Origin of the sequence: Chitinilyticum piscinae (assembly GCF_015223195.1) — a bacterium.
Taxonomy (GTDB): Bacteria; Pseudomonadota; Gammaproteobacteria; order Burkholderiales; family Chitinibacteraceae; genus Chitinilyticum; species Chitinilyticum piscinae.
In genome coordinates this window covers 35,342-51,710 of record NZ_JADFUA010000002.1, presented here as the reverse complement: position 1 = coordinate 51,710, position 16,369 = coordinate 35,342, and the positions used below count along the sequence as shown (strand labels likewise).

21 protein-coding genes are annotated in these 16,369 nt (G+C 60.7%); 8 read left to right on the top strand and 13 right to left on the bottom strand.

What is annotated here, in order from left to right:
- The first annotated feature begins 167 nt into the window (after positions 1-167).
- The 7 genes from INR99_RS04110 (at position 168) to INR99_RS04080 (ending at position 6,128) form a co-directional block, all read left to right on the top strand.
- Entirely contained in the window at positions 168-761 is a 594-nt protein-coding gene (locus INR99_RS04110; protein WP_194115040.1) for a superoxide dismutase, read from the top strand.
- Positions 762-863: 102 nt separating this feature from the next.
- Positions 864-2,198: an HD domain-containing phosphohydrolase gene (locus INR99_RS04105; RefSeq protein WP_194115039.1), complete on the top strand. Its 1,335-nt coding sequence runs from the start codon at positions 864-866 to the stop codon at positions 2,196-2,198.
- Positions 2,195-2,713: a PAS domain-containing protein gene (locus tag INR99_RS04100; RefSeq protein ID WP_194115038.1), complete on the top strand. Its 519-nt coding sequence runs from the start codon at positions 2,195-2,197 to the stop codon at positions 2,711-2,713. The genes INR99_RS04105 and INR99_RS04100 overlap by 4 nt, the downstream gene beginning before the upstream one ends.
- Complete coding sequence (locus INR99_RS04095; protein ID WP_194115037.1) at positions 2,688-4,142, top strand: methyl-accepting chemotaxis protein; 1,455 nt, start codon at positions 2,688-2,690, stop codon at positions 4,140-4,142. The genes INR99_RS04100 and INR99_RS04095 overlap by 26 nt, the downstream gene beginning before the upstream one ends.
- 71 nt (positions 4,143-4,213) lie before the next feature.
- A complete protein-coding gene (locus INR99_RS04090) occupies positions 4,214-4,993 on the top strand; it encodes a hypothetical protein (protein ID WP_194115036.1) in 780 nt (259 codons plus the stop codon).
- A gap of 38 nt (positions 4,994-5,031) precedes the next feature.
- A complete protein-coding gene (locus INR99_RS04085) occupies positions 5,032-5,637 on the top strand; it encodes a hypothetical protein (protein WP_194115035.1) in 606 nt (201 codons plus the stop codon).
- 41 nt (positions 5,638-5,678) lie between these two features.
- Entirely contained in the window at positions 5,679-6,128 is a 450-nt protein-coding gene (locus tag INR99_RS04080) for a BLUF domain-containing protein (RefSeq protein WP_194115034.1), read from the top strand.
- A 7-nt stretch (positions 6,129-6,135) separates the two neighbouring features.
- Here the strand turns inward: INR99_RS04080 and INR99_RS04075 are convergent, their stop codons facing one another.
- The 11 genes from INR99_RS04075 to INR99_RS04025 form a co-directional block, all read right to left on the bottom strand.
- Complete coding sequence (locus INR99_RS04075) at positions 6,136-6,927, bottom strand: phytanoyl-CoA dioxygenase family protein (RefSeq protein ID WP_194115033.1); 792 nt, start codon at positions 6,925-6,927, stop codon at positions 6,136-6,138.
- 16 nt (positions 6,928-6,943) lie between these two features.
- On the bottom strand, positions 6,944-7,300 hold the full coding sequence (locus INR99_RS04070; RefSeq protein WP_194115032.1) for a hypothetical protein: 357 nt from the start codon (positions 7,298-7,300) through the stop codon (positions 6,944-6,946).
- A gap of 10 nt (positions 7,301-7,310) precedes the next feature.
- The gene (ypfJ, locus tag INR99_RS04065; protein WP_194115031.1) at positions 7,311-8,210 is read right to left on the bottom strand and encodes a KPN_02809 family neutral zinc metallopeptidase; all 900 of its coding nucleotides are present in this window, start codon (positions 8,208-8,210) and stop codon (positions 7,311-7,313) included.
- Between the two features lie 88 nt (positions 8,211-8,298).
- Positions 8,299-9,183, bottom strand: a complete 885-nt coding sequence (locus INR99_RS04060) for a hypothetical protein (protein WP_194115030.1) — start codon at positions 9,181-9,183, stop codon at positions 8,299-8,301.
- A 126-nt stretch (positions 9,184-9,309) separates the two neighbouring features.
- On the bottom strand, positions 9,310-9,966 hold the full coding sequence (adk, locus tag INR99_RS04055) for an adenylate kinase (protein ID WP_194115029.1): 657 nt from the start codon (positions 9,964-9,966) through the stop codon (positions 9,310-9,312).
- Between the two features lie 61 nt (positions 9,967-10,027).
- Positions 10,028-10,813: a 3-deoxy-manno-octulosonate cytidylyltransferase gene (gene kdsB / locus INR99_RS04050; protein ID WP_194115028.1), complete on the bottom strand. Its 786-nt coding sequence runs from the start codon at positions 10,811-10,813 to the stop codon at positions 10,028-10,030.
- A 2-nt stretch (positions 10,814-10,815) separates the two neighbouring features.
- Positions 10,816-10,995 carry a Trm112 family protein gene (locus INR99_RS04045; RefSeq protein WP_194115027.1) on the bottom strand — a complete coding sequence of 60 codons (180 nt, stop codon included), beginning with the start codon at positions 10,993-10,995 and terminating at the stop codon, positions 10,816-10,818.
- Between the two features lie 123 nt (positions 10,996-11,118).
- Positions 11,119-12,141: a tetraacyldisaccharide 4'-kinase gene (lpxK, locus tag INR99_RS04040; protein ID WP_308431440.1), complete on the bottom strand. Its 1,023-nt coding sequence runs from the start codon at positions 12,139-12,141 to the stop codon at positions 11,119-11,121.
- A gap of 110 nt (positions 12,142-12,251) precedes the next feature.
- On the bottom strand, positions 12,252-12,653 hold the full coding sequence (locus INR99_RS04035; RefSeq protein ID WP_194115026.1) for a hypothetical protein: 402 nt from the start codon (positions 12,651-12,653) through the stop codon (positions 12,252-12,254).
- Positions 12,654-12,714: 61 nt separating this feature from the next.
- Complete coding sequence (locus INR99_RS04030; protein WP_194115025.1) at positions 12,715-13,137, bottom strand: ExbD/TolR family protein; 423 nt, start codon at positions 13,135-13,137, stop codon at positions 12,715-12,717.
- Between the two features lie 13 nt (positions 13,138-13,150).
- Positions 13,151-13,768 carry a MotA/TolQ/ExbB proton channel family protein gene (locus INR99_RS04025; protein WP_308431439.1) on the bottom strand — a complete coding sequence of 206 codons (618 nt, stop codon included), beginning with the start codon at positions 13,766-13,768 and terminating at the stop codon, positions 13,151-13,153.
- 315 nt (positions 13,769-14,083) lie between these two features.
- On the opposite strand from INR99_RS04025, the gene xseA reads away from it, so the two are divergent.
- Entirely contained in the window at positions 14,084-15,469 is a 1,386-nt protein-coding gene (gene xseA / locus INR99_RS04020) for an exodeoxyribonuclease VII large subunit (RefSeq protein ID WP_308431438.1), read from the top strand.
- Positions 15,470-15,682: 213 nt separating this feature from the next.
- Here xseA and INR99_RS04015 read toward each other — a convergent pair whose 3' ends face one another.
- Together INR99_RS04015 and INR99_RS04010 are read right to left on the bottom strand one after the other, a co-directional pair.
- Positions 15,683-16,024, bottom strand: coding sequence for a MerR family transcriptional regulator (locus INR99_RS04015; protein WP_228098080.1), 342 nt, complete (start codon positions 16,022-16,024; stop codon positions 15,683-15,685).
- A gap of 4 nt (positions 16,025-16,028) precedes the next feature.
- Positions 16,029-16,364 carry an integration host factor subunit alpha gene (locus tag INR99_RS04010; protein WP_194115021.1) on the bottom strand — a complete coding sequence of 112 codons (336 nt, stop codon included), beginning with the start codon at positions 16,362-16,364 and terminating at the stop codon, positions 16,029-16,031.
- Positions 16,365-16,369: the final 5 nt, after the last annotated feature.

Here is a 16,369-nt window from a genome sequence, read left to right as displayed (position 1 = left end):
GCTGCGGGACACATGCCTGCACGATACCATACGCCGCCGCCACCCCCAAACCGCAGCCCGCCTGCACGCCAAAGATATGCGGCAGATTTCCGACGCCTCTTGAAAAAGCCCGCCCCGCCCCCTATCTTCGTGCTGTTCTGCACAACCCACCCCCGGAGATACCAAGAATGGAACACAAGCTGCCCGAACTGCCGTACGCCCAGGACGCACTGGCCCCCTACATGAGCGCCGAAACCCTGTCCTATCACTACGGCAAGCATCACCAGACCTACATCACCAACCTGAACAACCTGATCAAGGGCACCGACAACGAGTCGAAGAGCCTGGAAGAGATCGTGAAGACCGCTCCGGCCGGTGGCCTGTACAACAACGCTGCACAAACCTGGAACCACACCTTCTTCTGGCTGGGCTTTGCGCCTAACGCCGAAGGTGCCGATCGTGCTCCGGCTGGCAGCCTGGCTGACGCCATCAACGCCAAGTGGGGCTCCTTCGACGAATTCAAGAAAGCGTTCAACACCTCCGCCGCCGGCAACTTCGGCTCTGGCTGGACCTGGCTGGTGAAAAAGGCTGACGGCTCGCTCGACATCGTCAACACCGGCGCCGCCGGCACCCCGCTGACCACCAGCGACGTGGCGCTGCTGACCTGTGACGTCTGGGAACACGCCTACTACATCGACTACCGCAACAGCCGCCCGAACTACCTCGAAGGCTTCTGGAAGCTGGTTGACTGGAATGTGGTTGCCACACGCTTCGCTGCGTAAACGCAAAAACCCGGCAAAAAGGACGGCAACAGCCGTCCTTTTTTCATGCCCGCAGCCAAAGCCGGCTATAACGCAAATGAGATCTTCACCAGCAGCTTCGTTATGACTCTGCAATCCTCCCGGCACAATGAACGCGGCAACAGCTTCAGCGTCAGCCTGTTTGACATGACCAGTGCGCTTTCGACGGCGCTGGACCTGCTTGATCCGGCACTGGGGTCGCACCAGAAGCGCACTTGCCTGATTGCTGCACAGATCGCCCGCTGCCTGAACATCGCGGGAAGGGACTATCAGGAGCTGTTCGGCGCTGCCATTTTCCATGACATCGGCGCCATCGGCCTGCAGCAGCGGCTGGCCATGCTCGAATTCGAAGAACACGATGCCCATCAGCACGCACAGCTTGGAGCACTGCTGTTGTCGCGTTTTCCGGGCTTTGAAAGCTACGCCAGTTTGGTGCGCCACCATCATGTGCAATGGCAGCACGGGGAAGGTGCCACCCACGAAGGCGAAGCCGTACCCCTACTCAGCCATCTGCTCTATCTGGCAGACCGCATCGAGATTCTGGCCCAGCAGCACCAGGACAACCTGCTTGCCGAAATCGGGCATATCGAGCAGCAAATCGCCGGGGCTGCGGGCCATAAGTTCCATCCGCTTTTCGTCGAGGCCTTTCTCACCCTCTCGCCCAAGGAAAGTTTCTGGCTGGACCTGTTTTCCAGCAATCTCGACCGCACCCTGATGGCCATTGCCCCGTTCGAAAACATCAACCTCGATCTCGAACACATGCTGCGCTTCGCCCGCTTTTTTGCCCTGGTCATCGACTCGCGCAGCCACTTCACGGCGACGCATTCGGCCGGTGTTGCCTGCACCGCCGAGGCCATCGCCATGCATCTGGGCATGAGCGAACTGGAATGCACCAAAATCCGCATGGCCGGCTATCTGCACGACCTGGGCAAACTGGCCATTCCCAGCGAGTACATCGAGCGCCACGGCGGACTGGAGCCCGTCGAACGGGCACGGATCCGCAGCCACAGCTACATCACCTACGACATCCTCGGCCACATCCGGGGAATGGAAGACGTCGCCCAGTGGGCCGCATTCCATCACGAACGACTGGATGGCTCTGGGTACCCCTACCACCTGGGAGCCGCGGATTTGCCGCTGGGCGCACGAATCATGGCCGTCGCCGATGTGTATACCGCACTGAGCGAAGATCGGCCGTATCGTGACGGAATGAGCCGCGAAACTGCACTGGCCACCCTTGCCGATGAAGTTCAGCGCGGCAAACTGGACGATCTGGTGTACACCACGCTAAGCAGACACATCGAGGAAATCGAGCAAAAACGCGCGCAAGCCCAGATCGAAGAAGGACTGGAACTCGAGCATTTCTGGCAGCTGGCACTGCATCCCCACAGCGCGAACCATCCGGACACAGCACCATGAAAAACCGCATCCAGCCGATTGCGCGGGAAAAACTGATGCGCGAGAACGATTTCATCGTTTCCAAAACCGACACCAGGGGTCGCATCACCTACGGGAACCGCATCTTCATCGAGTTTTCCGGCTACAGCGAGCAGGAACTGCTAGGAGCCCAGCACAACATCATCCGCCACCCCGACATGCCACGCGGAGTGTTCAAGTTTCTGTGGGACACCATTGCCGGCGGCAATGAGGTGTTTGCCTATGTGAAGAACATGGCCAAGGACGGCAGTTTTTACTGGGTATTTGCCAATGTCACACCGGACTACGATGCAAGCGGCAACATCATCGGGTATCTCTCGGTACGCCGCTACCCAAAAAGATCTGCGGTAGATACTTGTGAGGGTTTATATCAGCTCATGCTGACGGAAGAACAACGGGCCGGCCCCAGGGATGCCTGTGAGGCCTCGCTGGCCCTGCTGGGCTCCGTCCTGAAACAGCACGGTAAATCCTATGAAGAACTTGTCTTTTCACTCTAGGGTGACCCTGGTTGTCCTGCTGCTGTGCAGCCTGATCGGCTGCGCATTCCTGTGGGTATGGTGGAACTACCGTTTCGATGGGGTGCTGCTGGGCATGCTGCTGGCTGCGATGCTGGGCGGCCATTTTTACGTACTGCGCAGCCGTTCCGACTTGCGCCTGCTGCAGCAGATCGAACACCGCTCAAGCGAGGTTGCCGCCGGCAAGCTGACCGGGCGAATCGTCAACATTGCGCATGAGGATGAATTCGGCCGCATCAGCTGGGCCATCAACGACATGCTCGACCAGCTGGAAGCGTGCTTTCGCGAACAGCAGACCACCCTGCAAATGGCTGGGGCGGGGAAATTCTTCCGCCCGGCGCAGGGGGTCGGGCTGCACGGCGAGTTCCGGGCCGCACTGGATCGAACCAATGCCTCGCTCGCGGTGCTGCAGCGCAATGCCGAGCAGGAAAAACGCAACGCTCTGCTTTCGCAACTGGGCGAACTGAATACCCGCAGCCTGCTGGATAATCTGGCCACCATGCAAACCGACATGCAGGGCATCGCCAGCGCCACGGACGAGCTGACCCGCCTGTCGCAACAGACCGCCGACGATGCAGGCCACAGCCGCGAACAGGTCGGGCAGATCATCGCCTCGCTGCTCGCCATCATCCGGCACATCGACAGCACCACCAGCAAGGTCGACAGCTTCAGCGGGCTGGCCGAACGCGTCAGCAGCTCGGTCACCATGATTGCCGAACTGTCGGATCAGACCAATCTGCTGGCACTGAACGCGGCGATCGAAGCCGCGCGCGCCGGCGAGCAGGGCCGCGGGTTTGCCGTCGTCGCCGACGAAGTACGCAAACTCGCCGAACGCAGCAAGAATGCGTCCGCCGACATTGCGGCCATCCTGCATGAACTGCATGACAACGCAGGCAACATCCGCCATGTTTCGGCCAGCATGCGCGATATGGCCCACGAGTCAGGCGAGCACATTGCAGGGATCGAGCAGCGCTTCATGACCAGCGAACAGCGCGCGCAGCAGGCCCTGCAGCGGATCGCTTTCGTGCGCGACGTCTGCCACAGCTCGGAGGCCAAGGCGGAGATCCTGTTCTGCAAGCAAAATGGCTACATCTGCATCAGCGACAGCAAGACGTCCGCCAGCGCGCTACCGGCCAGCGCCGGCGACACCCGCTTTGGCCAGTGGCAGCATACGCTGGGCGAAGATAACCAGTACCGCACACTCGATGCACTGCGCCAGCTCGGGCACAGCCACCCGCAGGTTTTCCAGCGACTGCAGCAGGCCCTCGCCCTCGCCGCACAGCCCTGGCAGGATAATCCGGCACTACAACAACAGATCATCGGTGAATTCCGCCAGATGGAAGCAGCCAGCGCCGAGACGTTTGCGCTGCTGGACAAGCTGGTCGCGCAGCGCCACCACGGCAAGGACTGACCGGCGGCAGCCAGTCTGGCTCAAGCAGGGCCGGCGGCTGCCGATAGCGTCCTCATACCCGGAGAAGCGCCATGACCAACCTGCCTGCACTCGGCTTAGCCACTACCCCCTGGCAAGCGAACCCAACCCCGGCCGCCCCGAGCGGAGCCAGGGAATCCGCTGCAGCCCAGCCGTCCACCAAAGCGGCTCAGGCCAGCAGCCCGCTCGCCCAGCGCGTGAGCCAGCTCGGACGCAACACCGTCGATCTGGCGCAGAACCTGCTCGGCAAGTTCGCTGAAAGCCTGTTTGGGGACGCGGCCAAGGGGATGAAAGTCGAATTCGACAGCTTTTCCCTTTCGGCCGAATCGACTGCCAGCGCTGCCGCCTACCAGTCACGCAGCAGCCACGGCAGCACCTCGGCCGCCGCGTTCAGGCTCGAAGACGCCAGCAGCTTTAGCGGGCGCGGCAAGTTGACCACGGCGGATGGCAAGGTATTCGAATTTGAGATCGAAGTCCGCTATCAATCCGTGCAGGAAGCCGCGTTCACCAGCAGCCAGCAGCAGCTCCTGAAGAACGACGGGGCCGAAGACCGCAAACCACCCGCCGAATCCGGCACCGCCACACCCGCAGCGCTCAATGACCTGCGCAGCCAGTTTGCCGGCATCGCCAGTGACCTGCTGGCGGCGCTCAGCGCCGAGCCGGCACGCCAGCCCTTCAGCATGAGCATGCCGCAGGACAATTCCGAGCCCTTGCAACTGCTGGGCGACCTTGCCCTGAAACTGCTGGACCTGCCCGGCGGGCCGCGCTATGTCGATCTGGCCAAGGCCGACAACACCGAACCAGGTAATCCAGGCCTGACCGTGCGAGCCTGAATACCCACAACCCTATACAGACAAATGCATTGACTACAATGATTGCCAGACTGATACCCAACCCAAAAATACGCTTCTGGCTTTCCCAGCTGTTGCCACCCGCTTTGCTGCTACTGCTACCCCTGAATGAACTTTTCAATCAGGACGGCAATAATGGGCCAGGCGCCAATTTTTTGTGGCTCGGAATAGCCGGCCTTCTGTTCATCCCCGCCAGCTTCCTGCTCCTGATCCGGCTGTTTCGCTGGCGCAGCCAGCCGCTGCGCTGGATCAGGCCGCTACTGACACTCACACTGCTGGCGCTGCTGTTTGCACTACTGCAGACCAGTTGGGAGCGCGCGCGACAGGATGCGCTCGCGATCGCCGGAAACATCGATCTGCAATGCAAACAGCAAGGCCGCTGCCCGCAACAGCTCAGCGGGGAAAGGCCCGGGATCAGGCCGCACGTCGGCAGCTATCTGCGCTATCCCTTGCTGTACAAGGCAAGCCATACCGAATTCCGGCTGATGCTGGTCATTTCGCTGGATATGAGCGAAGTCTTCATGGGAGGCAGCACGGTCGCGCTGCTGCATGGCAGGGGGGAAGGGCATGCACTGCCCGAATGGCCACGCACCCCTGCAGCGTCCACACCACATTCCGCACCGTAAGGCGACCTGGCATGCTATGAAACAGACATGCACATAGCACCATGAGGACGCCCCCGATGATCTACGCCGTGGTCTATACCAGTCAGGCCGACGAGTTCTGGACGGAAGAAATGCGCATGCAATTGATGCGTGACTGCCAGCTCTCCAATGCGGCACTGGGCATCACCGGCTTGCTCACCTACCAGAACCGCTTGTTCAGGCAGTATCTGGAAGGGCCCGAGCCGGTAGTGCGCGCGCTGTTCCAGCGCATCCAGCGCGACCGGCGCCATCATGACGTCAAATTGCTCTGGGACGAACTGATTTCCGAGCGCCGTTTTCCCGACTGGATGATGTTCTATCGCGATTATGACTTCCTGTACCCGCACCTGCTGCCCAGCCACGGCGAGCTGATCACGCTGGGCCACAACCTCGAGGCGCTGGAAAACAATCCGGAGCTGGCGCGAGTCTTCATCGCTGCCATCCATGACTGGCAGCACACGGCACACCCCTAACGCAGCTTCATCCGGGCAGGTGATAGTGCACGCCGGGCAAACTGGCAGAGCGCGTTTCCGGCACGGGCAGATTGCTGGTGGCGTGATAACTGAACACCAAGGAGTACTTGGTCTGGGCCGTGCGGTTGCGACTGGCCGCGTGGAAGGTGCGCGCATCGAACAGCACAACATCGCCGGGCTGCAGGCTGGGGAACGCGGCGCTGGCCACCAGCGGCGCCGCGGCAGGATGGCGGGCATCGAGAAACTCCAGTGCATCGAAAGCCGCCTCGGGCAAATCAGCCCGGTGCGAGCCCGGGATAAACCCCAGCGCGCCGTTATCCGGATATTCCTCGCCCAGCGCCAGCCACACCGACACCAGTTCTGGACGACTGAAACGCCAGTAGCGCAGATCGCGATGCCAGCGCGTATCACTGGAAAAACTGGGTTGTTTGGTCATCAGGCTATTGTGGTGCGCCTGGGTCAGCGTGACTTCCTGCGTGGCCAGCATGGCGCCGATCAACGCCAGCAACCGGGAATCGCCTGCCCAGCTCGCAAACACCTCGCCCCGCGCCGCCATATTGCGCAGACGGCGGATGGTTGCTGCGCCCTCCTCTCCGGCTCCGGGGGCGCCGGGATAGCCAAGCTCGGCTTCCAGCTCGAAGGGGGCAATGCGCAGTTCCAGCTCGCGCATGGCCGCGTCGCGGATTGCCAGCAGGCGTTGTGGCGGAGCAAAGCCGCGCAGGATAACGACACCATCACGGGCAAACGCCGCCGTAATGGCCGTCAGATCGGAATGCGGGGGAAGAAATTCGGCAAGCATGCCGGATTGTAACGCATCACCCTTCGCGAAGCGTCGTAAAAAAGGCGAGCAGATGCCCGAACAAGCCCCCGATTCCCAAGAGGGGAAGCACTAGGCCAGCAAACAACAAAGCGCCGCCCATACCGGGGAAATCGGCTCGAAACCAGCCAAGCAGTTCAGCCACCAGGTATGCCGTCACCAGCACAGCCCAGTAGGCTACGGTGAGCATCGGCAAACAGAAGCGCAAGCGCAGAACCTGCTTACGGGTTAATACGAAAGCGGCAACGATTAATGGCTCACAGAGCACCGCGGAATTGCATGCCAGGCAAAGCAAGGTTGTCGCGCCAAGCAGCAGTCCGATGTCACGCAGCACACCGCTTGATGGCCACTTCATGCCTAGACACTCACGCCGCGAATGTATTGCACTGCCCCGGATCACCCGAATCAAAGCCGCGCTTGAACCAGTATTTCCGTTGCTCGGAGGACCCGTGCGTGAATGAATCGGGCACAACCGCGCCCCCGGCATGTTTCTGCAAGGTGTCGTCGCCGATAGCGTGCGCCGCCTTGAGGGCCTCCTCGAGATCACCGGCATCCAGCAGCCCGCGCTGTTGCGCGCTATGGCCCCAGACACCGGCGTAACAATCCGCCTGCAGCTCCAGCTTCACCGACAGGGCATTGGCCTGCGCCTTGGGGAGTTGCTGCTGGCGTTCATGCACTTTGCCGGAGGTGCCCAGCAGATTCTGCACATGATGACCGACCTCATGCGCAATCACATAGGCTTGCGCAAAATCACCCGGCGCACCGAAACGGCGATGCAGTTCATCAAAAAAGCTCAGATCCAGATAAACCTTGTTGTCCGCCGGGCAGTAGAAGGGGCCGACCGCCGAACTGGCACCGCCGCAACCGGAGCGTACCTGATCACGGAACAATACCAGCGAGGGCTGCTGGTAGGTCTTGCCGTTCTGCTGAAAGAGACGCCCCCACGCATCCTCGGTATCACCCAGCACATGCGCGGTCATCTTCTTGTACTGCTCATTGTCCGTCGCGCCGCGCGGGCCGGCCTGGTATTCCGCGGGACGGTGTCCGGCGGGCCCTACCAGCCCGAGCATGCGAAGCATGTCGATCGGACTTTTACCCATCAGCATCCCGATACCAACCACGGCGACGATCAGTACGATCACTTTCCTGAAACCCAGAAAATTCAACAGCAGGAAAATGCCACCACCGAGGCCTCCGCCGCCACCGCCAATCTCGTTGCGACGATCGTCAACATTGCTGCTTTCGCGCATTTCATCCCAACGCATGGCCTACCTCTCCCGATTGATCCGGACTGAAGCTTAATCGATCAGACAGCAAAAAGGCCAGCCGGATGGCTGGCCTGCGGCACTCCGCTCAGAAGCGCCCGGACAAGCTCAGTCCCATGATCGGCATGGCACTGTGCTGCTCGGTCACCTGATCATCGCCATTGCTGTTCTGGATGACAAATTCTCCCCCCAGCCCGACCCCGGCATATGCATCCAGCCGCAGGGACGGATTGAAGGCATATCCGGCACGCACGAACACCGGAACACTGCTGTCCTTGAGAACGCCTCCCGCAGCCACGCTGTTATCCTTGGCCAGCCGGTATTCATAACTGCGCCAGGTTCCCCCCAGGCCCAGCTCGAAACGCTGATCCGGCGCCCACACCAGTTCCAGCCCTGCCGGGCCCACCGGGCTGACGGCAAATGGATTGGCGATGCGCCACTGCTCGCCGAGCTGCCAGTTCACCACCAGGAAGGGGAAAGCCTGCACGTCTTCCAGGCGCTGCCAGACCGCCACCCCCAGCCCGATCATCTTGTTGGGCGCAAAATAGTGCGCCACAAACGCGCTGGCACCATAACTCAGTGCATCGCCCTGATCTGCCCCTTGCTCGGCCGCATATTCAATGCCCGGGGCCAGCGAATACAACCAGCCATCCTGCGAAGCATAGCTGTAGGGCAGGCTGAAGCTGGCGCGTCCAAGCGTACCCCAGGGCTCGCTGCCCCCCCAGGCCTGAGCCTGGTCGAACGACCACGATTGTTGGCCAAAACTGATGGCCACACCCAGACGCTGGCTGGCATCCAGCTGCTTGCTACCGCTGACGGAAGCCTGCCACAGCGTCGCGGAGGCCTTGCCCCCGGAATCCAGATTGAAATCCGGAATCCAGCCGCCGGTCAACGCAGCATTCATGGTGGTATCGGCAGCTTGCGCACTGGCACAGGCCAGCACCAGGCTGGCAGCGATCATCTGCAGTTTCATTGTTTGTTTCCCTGAATATTCCAAGCAGCCGCAGCATACGCGCCTGCGGCGTCGCGCATTTGTCCAGCCCTGCTCCGGGCAAAAAAGAACCCCGCCGCTGGCGGGGTTCGCGGGCGGTCAATCCGCTCAGGCGCCCAGCGCCTTGAGCACATCGTCACGCACCACATCCACGGCACGGGTACCGTCGATCTTCACGTATTTCGGAGCCTTGGCATCGCCGCTCGCAGCACGCTGGCCGTAGAAGCCAACCAGCACTTCAGTTTGCTCGTGATACACGGCCAGACGCTTGAGTACGGTAGCCTCTTCGTCATCAGCGCGCTGAATCAGCTCTTCGCCGGTTTCATCATCACGCCCCTCGACCTTGGGCGGGTTGAACTTGATGTGGTAGGTACGCCCCGAAGCAACGTGCACGCGACGACCAGCCATGCGCTCGACGATTGCGGCATCCGGAACGTCGATTTCCACGACGTAATCGATGTCCACGCCAGCGGCGATCATCGCTTCAGCTTGCGGAATGGTGCGCGGGAAACCATCAAACAGGAAACCGTTGGCACAGTCGGCTTCAGCGATGCGCTCCTTCACCAGACCGATGATGATGTCGTCGCGAACCAGACCGCCCGCATCCATGATGGCCTTGGCTTCCAGCCCCAGCGGGGTGCCAGCCTTGACGGCCGCACGCAGCATGTCGCCAGTGGAAATCTGCGGAATGTTGAACTTTTCCTTGATGAAGTTGGCCTGGGTGCCCTTGCCGGCGCCCGGAGCGCCAAGAAGAATCAAACGCATCGTCTCTTTCCTGTGGGTTAGGTGTTAGGTATTCCAGCCCCTGCCGCATGGCAGGTCTTTGTTACTGGCCCGCTGCTCGCGCAGCGAAGGTGGCACGCGCCTTTTCCAGATCTTCCGGCGTATCGACGCCGGGTGCCGGTATCTGTTCGCTGCGATGCACGCCGATGGCATAGCCGTGCCACAGCACACGCAGCTGTTCGAGTTTTTCGATGTCTTCCAGTTTCGATGGTGCCAGCTGCGAATAGGCTCGCAGAAAACCGGCCCGGTAGGCGTACAGACCGATGTGGCGCTGCGCATCCAGCGCTTCGGCCAGCACCCAGTCGCGGTCTTCGTTGTCATCGGCAAAGCCGTCGCGGTCCCAGGGAATCGGCGCACGGCTGAAATACAGCGCGCGACCATCGGCCGCCGTGACCACTTTGACCACATTGGGACTGAAGAAGTCAGCCACATCGTCAATCACGTGGCTGGCCGTGGCCATCGCCCACTCCGGATGGGCTTCCAGCAGCCCCGCGACAGCGTCAATCAGCATCGGATCAATCAGTGGCTCGTCACCCTGCACATTCACCACGATGGCCTCGTCAGGCAGCTGCAGACGATCCACCGCCTCAGCCAGCCGGTCGGTACCGGAGGGATGCCCCTTGCTGGTCAGGATGCAGGCGTAATCGTGTGCCACGACCGCATCCTGGATCAGCAGATCATCACAGGCCACCACCACCATGTCCGCCGATGATTCCAGCGCGCGCTCGACCACCCGCACCACCATGGGTTTGCCGTGGATGTCGGCCAGCGGCTTGTTGGGCAGGCGCGTCGATTGCAGGCGCGCGGGGATGATGGCTGTGAATCCCATGCTTACACCTCTTCGTCAGCTGCCAGTTGGCGAGCCTCGCCTTCCAGCATGACCGGGATGCCATCCTTGATCGGGTAAGCCAGCCGATCCGCCTTGCAGATCAACTCCTGTTTGGCCTTGTCATAGGCCAGCGGCCCCTTGCAGACCGGGCAGACCAGAATTTCCAGCAATTTGGCGTCCATGCAATTCCTCACAAACAGGCAGCTTCAAGCAGCCTGTGATTCGTTTTCAGCGGCAACACCGCTAAAAAAGTACGAAAACCGACACAACGCATTGATTCAGCAGGCCTTCGCCGGCAACGGGCTTTACCCGTTGCGTGTTGACGGGAGAAAGCCCTGTTCTTTCAAATGTGCATCGCACCATGCAGCCAGATCCGGCGCAAGCTCGGCGCGGACTGGCAAAACCCAGATTCTAGCACCGGCCGCCCCCAAATCGGGCAGTGCAGCCAGCTTCACTGCATCCTTTTCGGTCACGATCACCGTTCCTGCCGCTGGCAGATCCGCGCGCGCAAACGCATGATGATCGGGAAAGACCCGCTCGGCGAACTCGGCCTGCAAGCTCTCTAGCGTCGCAAAAAAACGCTGCGGATTACCGATGCCGCACAAGGCGATCAGTGGCTGCGGCAGGCTGGCTGGCTGACAGCGCTGTTGCGGATCATCCAGCCGGTAGCACAGCCCAGGCTGCAGCGTCATGGCGTACTGGCGGGCATGCCAGTCAGTCGCCCCGCCGCCATTGACCACCACCGCCGAACACGCGGCCAATCTGACGCGCGGCTCGCGCAGCGGGCCCGCCGGCAGCAAACAGCCATTGCCCAGTCCACGTGCACCGTCAATCACGGCGATTTCGACATCGCGCGCCAGCCGGTAATGCTGCAGGCCGTCATCGCACAAAATCACATTCACATCGGGATGCGCCGCCAGCAAGGCGCGGCCGGCTGCGGCACGGTCGCGGCAGACAAACACCGGCACGGAACTGGCGCGCGCCAGCAATACTGGCTCATCGCCCACATACCCAGGGTCAGTATCTGGCCGAACACTAACAGGAAAAGTTGCTGAACCGCCATACCCCCTGGAAACAATCCCCGGGTGCCAGCCACGAGTGAGTAGCGATTGCGCCAGATAAACGGTGAGCGGCGTCTTGCCGGTGCCGCCGACGCTGATGTTGCCGACGACGACGACCGGCACAGGCAAACGCACAGCCTTGCGTAACTGGGCACGCTTGCGCCGCAGCGCCAGCACGGCGAACAACCAGGCCAGAGGGCGCAAGACCGCAGCAAAAACACCGCGGCGGCCATACCAGCGTGACTCTACCCAGGCCTGCACACTCACCAGTCAACCCCTTCCAAGGGTATATATTCCAAGAGCCGTATTTCAAAAGCTTGCAGACCAATACTCACATCATCACCCATCGCATCTGGCCAGTAATTTACAACCAGGTCTTACCACCATGCCGAGCGGAACCAGGCCTTGCGCCAACTGATTGCCAGTGCTGGCAGAAGAATCAACGTGACCGTCAGGACGATCAGCAGCCAGTATGCCCAGCCCGGCAGGGCAAAACCCAGCAGACGTTCCAGCATTGGGCCGCCATCTGACAGATCATCACCCATCGGAATCAGCCAGGCCGCGACGTGCAGCGCGAACAGCACGCTGATGCAGGAAACCAGAAATCGCCCCCACGCCACGCGGCGCAGCAACCCCAGCACCATCAGCAGGCACAACAACGGAACCCAGCTACTTGCAGCAGACTCGACGCCGGAGGCCACTCGCCATAAGGCAGGCACTGCCAGCCACAGCAAGGCCAGCGCCATCAGGTAACACAGCAAGCGGATCGCGAGAGGCATCACATCTGTCCAAGAAATCGCAAAAGAAACGGGGCTTGCGCCCCGTGTTCCCTGATCAGCCTTACTTCGCCTGCGTCTGCGTGGCGAAGGTTAGCTTGCTGTAGTTGGCGATGCGCGCCGCCTCCATCACATTGACCACGCTCTGATGCGTCGCCTGTGCATCAGCGTTGACGACCACCATCGGGTCAGCGTCGTCGCTGCCTGCCGCGTTGCGCAATTCGACGGCAAAGGCTTCGGCACTGACGAAGGCCGCCGGCTTGCCGTTGATGACATATTGGCCATTGGCCGTCACTGCGACCTGAATGGTCTTGGGCTGATCCGCAGCCGCTTCGGCATCGGCGTTGGGCAGGTTGATCTTCAGCTCGGCGAACTTGGAATACGTCGTCGTCGCCATCACGAAGATCAGAATGACGAGAATCACGTCGATGAGCGGGATGAAATTGATTTCCGGCTCTTCGCGGTCACGCCCCTTGCGAAAATTCATGGCAGGCTCCCGCTCAGTGGTGGCGATCGCCGTGAACAACCTCGACCAGCTTCACGGCCTGCTGCTCCATCTCGACAATGAAGCCATCCACCTTGCCGCGGAAGTAGCGGTAGAACAACAGCGCCGGAGCGGCCACGATAATGCCGCCGGCGGTGTTGTACAGTGCCACGGAAATACCGTGCGCCAGTTGCGCCGGATTGGTGCCGCTGGCGGGCGTTTGTGCGCCGAAGATTTCGATCATCCCGATCACGGTACCCAGCAGGCCCAGCAGCGGGGTAATCGAAGCCAGCGTACCCAGCGTATTCAGATAGCGATTCAGATCATGAGCGACCGCGCTGCCGACTTCCTCGATCGACTCCTTCATCACTTCGCGCGAGCTCTTGACGTTTTTCAGGCCAGCGGCAAACACGCGGCCCAGCGGGCTGCTGTTGGCGAGCTTCTGCAGCGACTCGCCCGACACGCCGTTGGCACGGTAATCTTGCACGACCTGAGCAAGCAGGCCGTGCGGCAGCACCAGCTTCTTGCGCAGGCTGAGCAGACGCTCGATGACGATGGTCACGGTAGCAATCGACGAGAAGATGATCAGCCAGATCGGCCAGCCAGCAGCCTCGATAATGTCAAGCAACAACATGGGGTACGTTTCCTGGGAAAAGGGATCGTTTAGAATCCCGTAACTTTAAACGGAATGCCCTGACGGTGGAAGCGCTGGCACGCACAGAAGGCAACACCGTGTTGCAAAAGGGCTTTTTCTGCTTACCCACAATTCCTGTGGATAACTTTGTGAAGAAGTACCACCGATGGGCGCTAAACCCGCATCCCGACTGCATTTTTCTAGGTTGCCGCAAAAAAGACCAGCAAACCGCTAATCTTTAAAAATCAACAACTTGTGCATCATTCATCAACTACAACTTTCTGATCCGCCGCCAGAGCGCAATAAATCTGGCTTGTGTGGATTAGTCACCGGAAAATTGCCGTGTTCGCGCATTTGTCAAGCCCTTCACAAGCTGTAGTGTCTGTAACCGAACTGAATAAAACCGTGCGCCAGACACTGGAAGCCAGCCTGCCCATCCTGTGGGTCGCAGGCGAAATTTCCAACTTCAAGCGCTACGATTCCGGACACTGCTATTTCTCGCTGAAAGATGCCGGCGCACAGGTGCGCTGTGTGATGTTCCGCAATCGCGCAGCGCTGCTCGACTTCCGCCCGCTCGACGGCCTGCAGGTCGAAGTGCGTGCTGTGGTCAGCCTGTATGAAGCACGCGGCGACTATCAGCTCACCATCGAAGCAATGCGCCCGGCTGGCGCTGGCGCGCTGTTTGCGGCTTTCGAGGCGCTGAAGAAAAAGCTCGACGCCGAAGGCTTGTTCGACCCCGCCAGAAAACGCCCGCTGCCAGCCTTCGCGCAGCGCATCGGCATCGTCACCTCGGCGTCGGGCGCCGCGCTGCGCGACATGCTCACCACGCTGCGTCGCCGCTGGCCTGGCATCGAGGTCATTCTCTACCCCAGCGCCGTACAGGGGGTTCAGGCTCCGGCAGAATTGCTCGCTGCCGTGCGCGCGGCCAGCACCCGCAATGAGGTCGACGTGCTGATCGTCGGGCGCGGCGGCGGCAGCCTGGAAGACCTGTGGGCCTTCAACGACGAGATGCTGGCTCGCGCCATTGCCGCAGCCCCCATGCCCGTCATCAGCGCAGTCGGCCACGAAACCGATTTCACCATCGCCGACTTTGTCGCGGATGTGCGCGCCCCCACCCCGACCGCCGCCGCCGAACTCGCCAGCCCGGATCGCAGCAGCTACCTGCGCCGGCTTGATTCGCTGGCACAGCAACTGCAGCGCAGCATGCAGCGCCAGCTGCAGCAACGCATGCTTGCTGTTGACGCCCTCGCCCGCCGCCTGCGCCATCCCGGCGAAACGCTGCGCATGCAGTGTATGCAGCTGCAATCACTGAATATGCGAATGAATAGGGCAATACATGGCAATGTATCAAGCCAGCAGCAAGGTCTTGCCCAGCTGGAGCGGCGCCTGACTCGCCAACTGCCCGATCTGACACCGGTACAGCATCAGCTGGAACGCCTGCAGGGGCGGCTGCTACAGGCAGGGCAGCGGCAATTCGCCAGCCAGCAGCAACGCCTCGACTACGCGCGCATCCGGCTGGACACGCTCAATCCCCGGGCCGTGCTGGCACGCGGTTATGGCTATGTGACACTGGCCGACGGCCAGCTTGCCAGCAGCGTCGATCAATTGCCGCCACGCACCGCCGCGACGTTGCATCTGGCCGACGGCGAGGTCGGCATCACCGTCGACCCGGCAGCCCCTAACCAGGGGGTGTTGTTCTGATTCGGGGTCGCTGATTTACGCCGGCCGCAGCTGGCCGGCAGCATACAAGCCTTTGATGCCAGCAATCCTAGAAAGAATCGAGGCATCAAACGACCCAACAGGATGAATGCAACCATGCCAACGGCATAACAAAGACTGAGCCGCAGTTCTGTACAGCATAACGCGCACACGTAACGACAGATGGAAAAATATCGGGAATTGGTAGAACGACAATCAGTTCTGATCCGACTCCAGCCACACAAGGAGGTCTTCCAGCTCATGCCGGATTTCCTGGAGACTGACTCCCTCGCCGGCAAATTCAGCAACTTCGCCGCCATGTGAGGCCAGCTGGTTACGGGCACCGCTGATGGTGAAGCCCTGCTCGTACAACAAGGCCCTGATACGACGAACCAGTAGCACTTCGTGGTGCTGGTAATAGCGACGATTACCGCGGCGCTTGACCGGTTTGAGCTGAGTGAACTCCTGCTCCCAGTATCGCAGAACATGGGGTTTCACCCCGCACAATTCGCTAACCTCACCGATGGTGAAGTAACGTTTGGCGGGGATGGGAGGCAATTCACTACTGGGAATGACGCTGGCTGTGCTTTGCATATTGGTCTTCAACCATGCCCTTCAGCTTCTGACTAGCATGGAAAGTTACCACACGGCGTGCGGAAATGGGAATTTCCTCGCCGGTTTTCGGGTTGCGACCCGGACGTTGTGGCTTGTCGCGCAACTGAAAGTTGCCGAAACCGGACAATTTAACGGCGTCGCCATCAGCCAGCGAAGCGCGGATCTCGTCAAAAAACGCTTCAACCATGTCCTTGGCTTCGCGTTTGTTCAAACCGACCTTGTCGAACAACAAGTCGGCAAGGTCAGCTTTGGTCAGGGTAAGAGTGGTAGTTCCGTACTGCATGATCT

Bases quoted from the DNA above. Each gene is read 5' to 3' on its own strand.
- INR99_RS04110 (WP_194115040.1), top strand. From the start codon at position 168: ATGGAACACAAGCTGCCCGAACTGCCGTACGCCCAGGACGCACTGGCC.
- INR99_RS04010 (WP_194115021.1), bottom strand. From the start codon at position 16,364: ATGCAGTACGGAACTACCACTCTTACCCTGACCAAAGCTGACCTTGCC.
- INR99_RS04095 (WP_194115037.1), top strand. From the start codon at position 2,688: ATGAAGAACTTGTCTTTTCACTCTAGGGTGACCCTGGTTGTCCTGCTG.
- INR99_RS04045 (WP_194115027.1), bottom strand. From the start codon at position 10,995: ATGGACGCCAAATTGCTGGAAATTCTGGTCTGCCCGGTCTGCAAGGGG.
- INR99_RS04100 (WP_194115038.1), top strand. From the start codon at position 2,195: ATGAAAAACCGCATCCAGCCGATTGCGCGGGAAAAACTGATGCGCGAG.
- INR99_RS04090 (WP_194115036.1), top strand. From the start codon at position 4,214: ATGACCAACCTGCCTGCACTCGGCTTAGCCACTACCCCCTGGCAAGCG.
- kdsB (WP_194115028.1), bottom strand. From the start codon at position 10,813: ATGGGATTCACAGCCATCATCCCCGCGCGCCTGCAATCGACGCGCCTG.
- INR99_RS04060 (WP_194115030.1), bottom strand. From the start codon at position 9,183: ATGAAACTGCAGATGATCGCTGCCAGCCTGGTGCTGGCCTGTGCCAGT.
- INR99_RS04035 (WP_194115026.1), bottom strand. From the start codon at position 12,653: ATGCCTCTCGCGATCCGCTTGCTGTGTTACCTGATGGCGCTGGCCTTG.
- INR99_RS04080 (WP_194115034.1), top strand. From the start codon at position 5,679: ATGAGGACGCCCCCGATGATCTACGCCGTGGTCTATACCAGTCAGGCC.
- adk (WP_194115029.1), bottom strand. From the start codon at position 9,966: ATGCGTTTGATTCTTCTTGGCGCTCCGGGCGCCGGCAAGGGCACCCAG.
- INR99_RS04025 (WP_308431439.1), bottom strand. From the start codon at position 13,768: ATGTTGTTGCTTGACATTATCGAGGCTGCTGGCTGGCCGATCTGGCTG.
- ypfJ (WP_194115031.1), bottom strand. From the start codon at position 8,210: ATGCGTTGGGATGAAATGCGCGAAAGCAGCAATGTTGACGATCGTCGC.
- INR99_RS04070 (WP_194115032.1), bottom strand. From the start codon at position 7,300: ATGAAGTGGCCATCAAGCGGTGTGCTGCGTGACATCGGACTGCTGCTT.
- INR99_RS04085 (WP_194115035.1), top strand. From the start codon at position 5,032: ATGATTGCCAGACTGATACCCAACCCAAAAATACGCTTCTGGCTTTCC.
- INR99_RS04075 (WP_194115033.1), bottom strand. From the start codon at position 6,927: ATGCTTGCCGAATTTCTTCCCCCGCATTCCGATCTGACGGCCATTACG.
- INR99_RS04105 (WP_194115039.1), top strand. From the start codon at position 864: ATGACTCTGCAATCCTCCCGGCACAATGAACGCGGCAACAGCTTCAGC.
- INR99_RS04030 (WP_194115025.1), bottom strand. From the start codon at position 13,137: ATGAATTTTCGCAAGGGGCGTGACCGCGAAGAGCCGGAAATCAATTTC.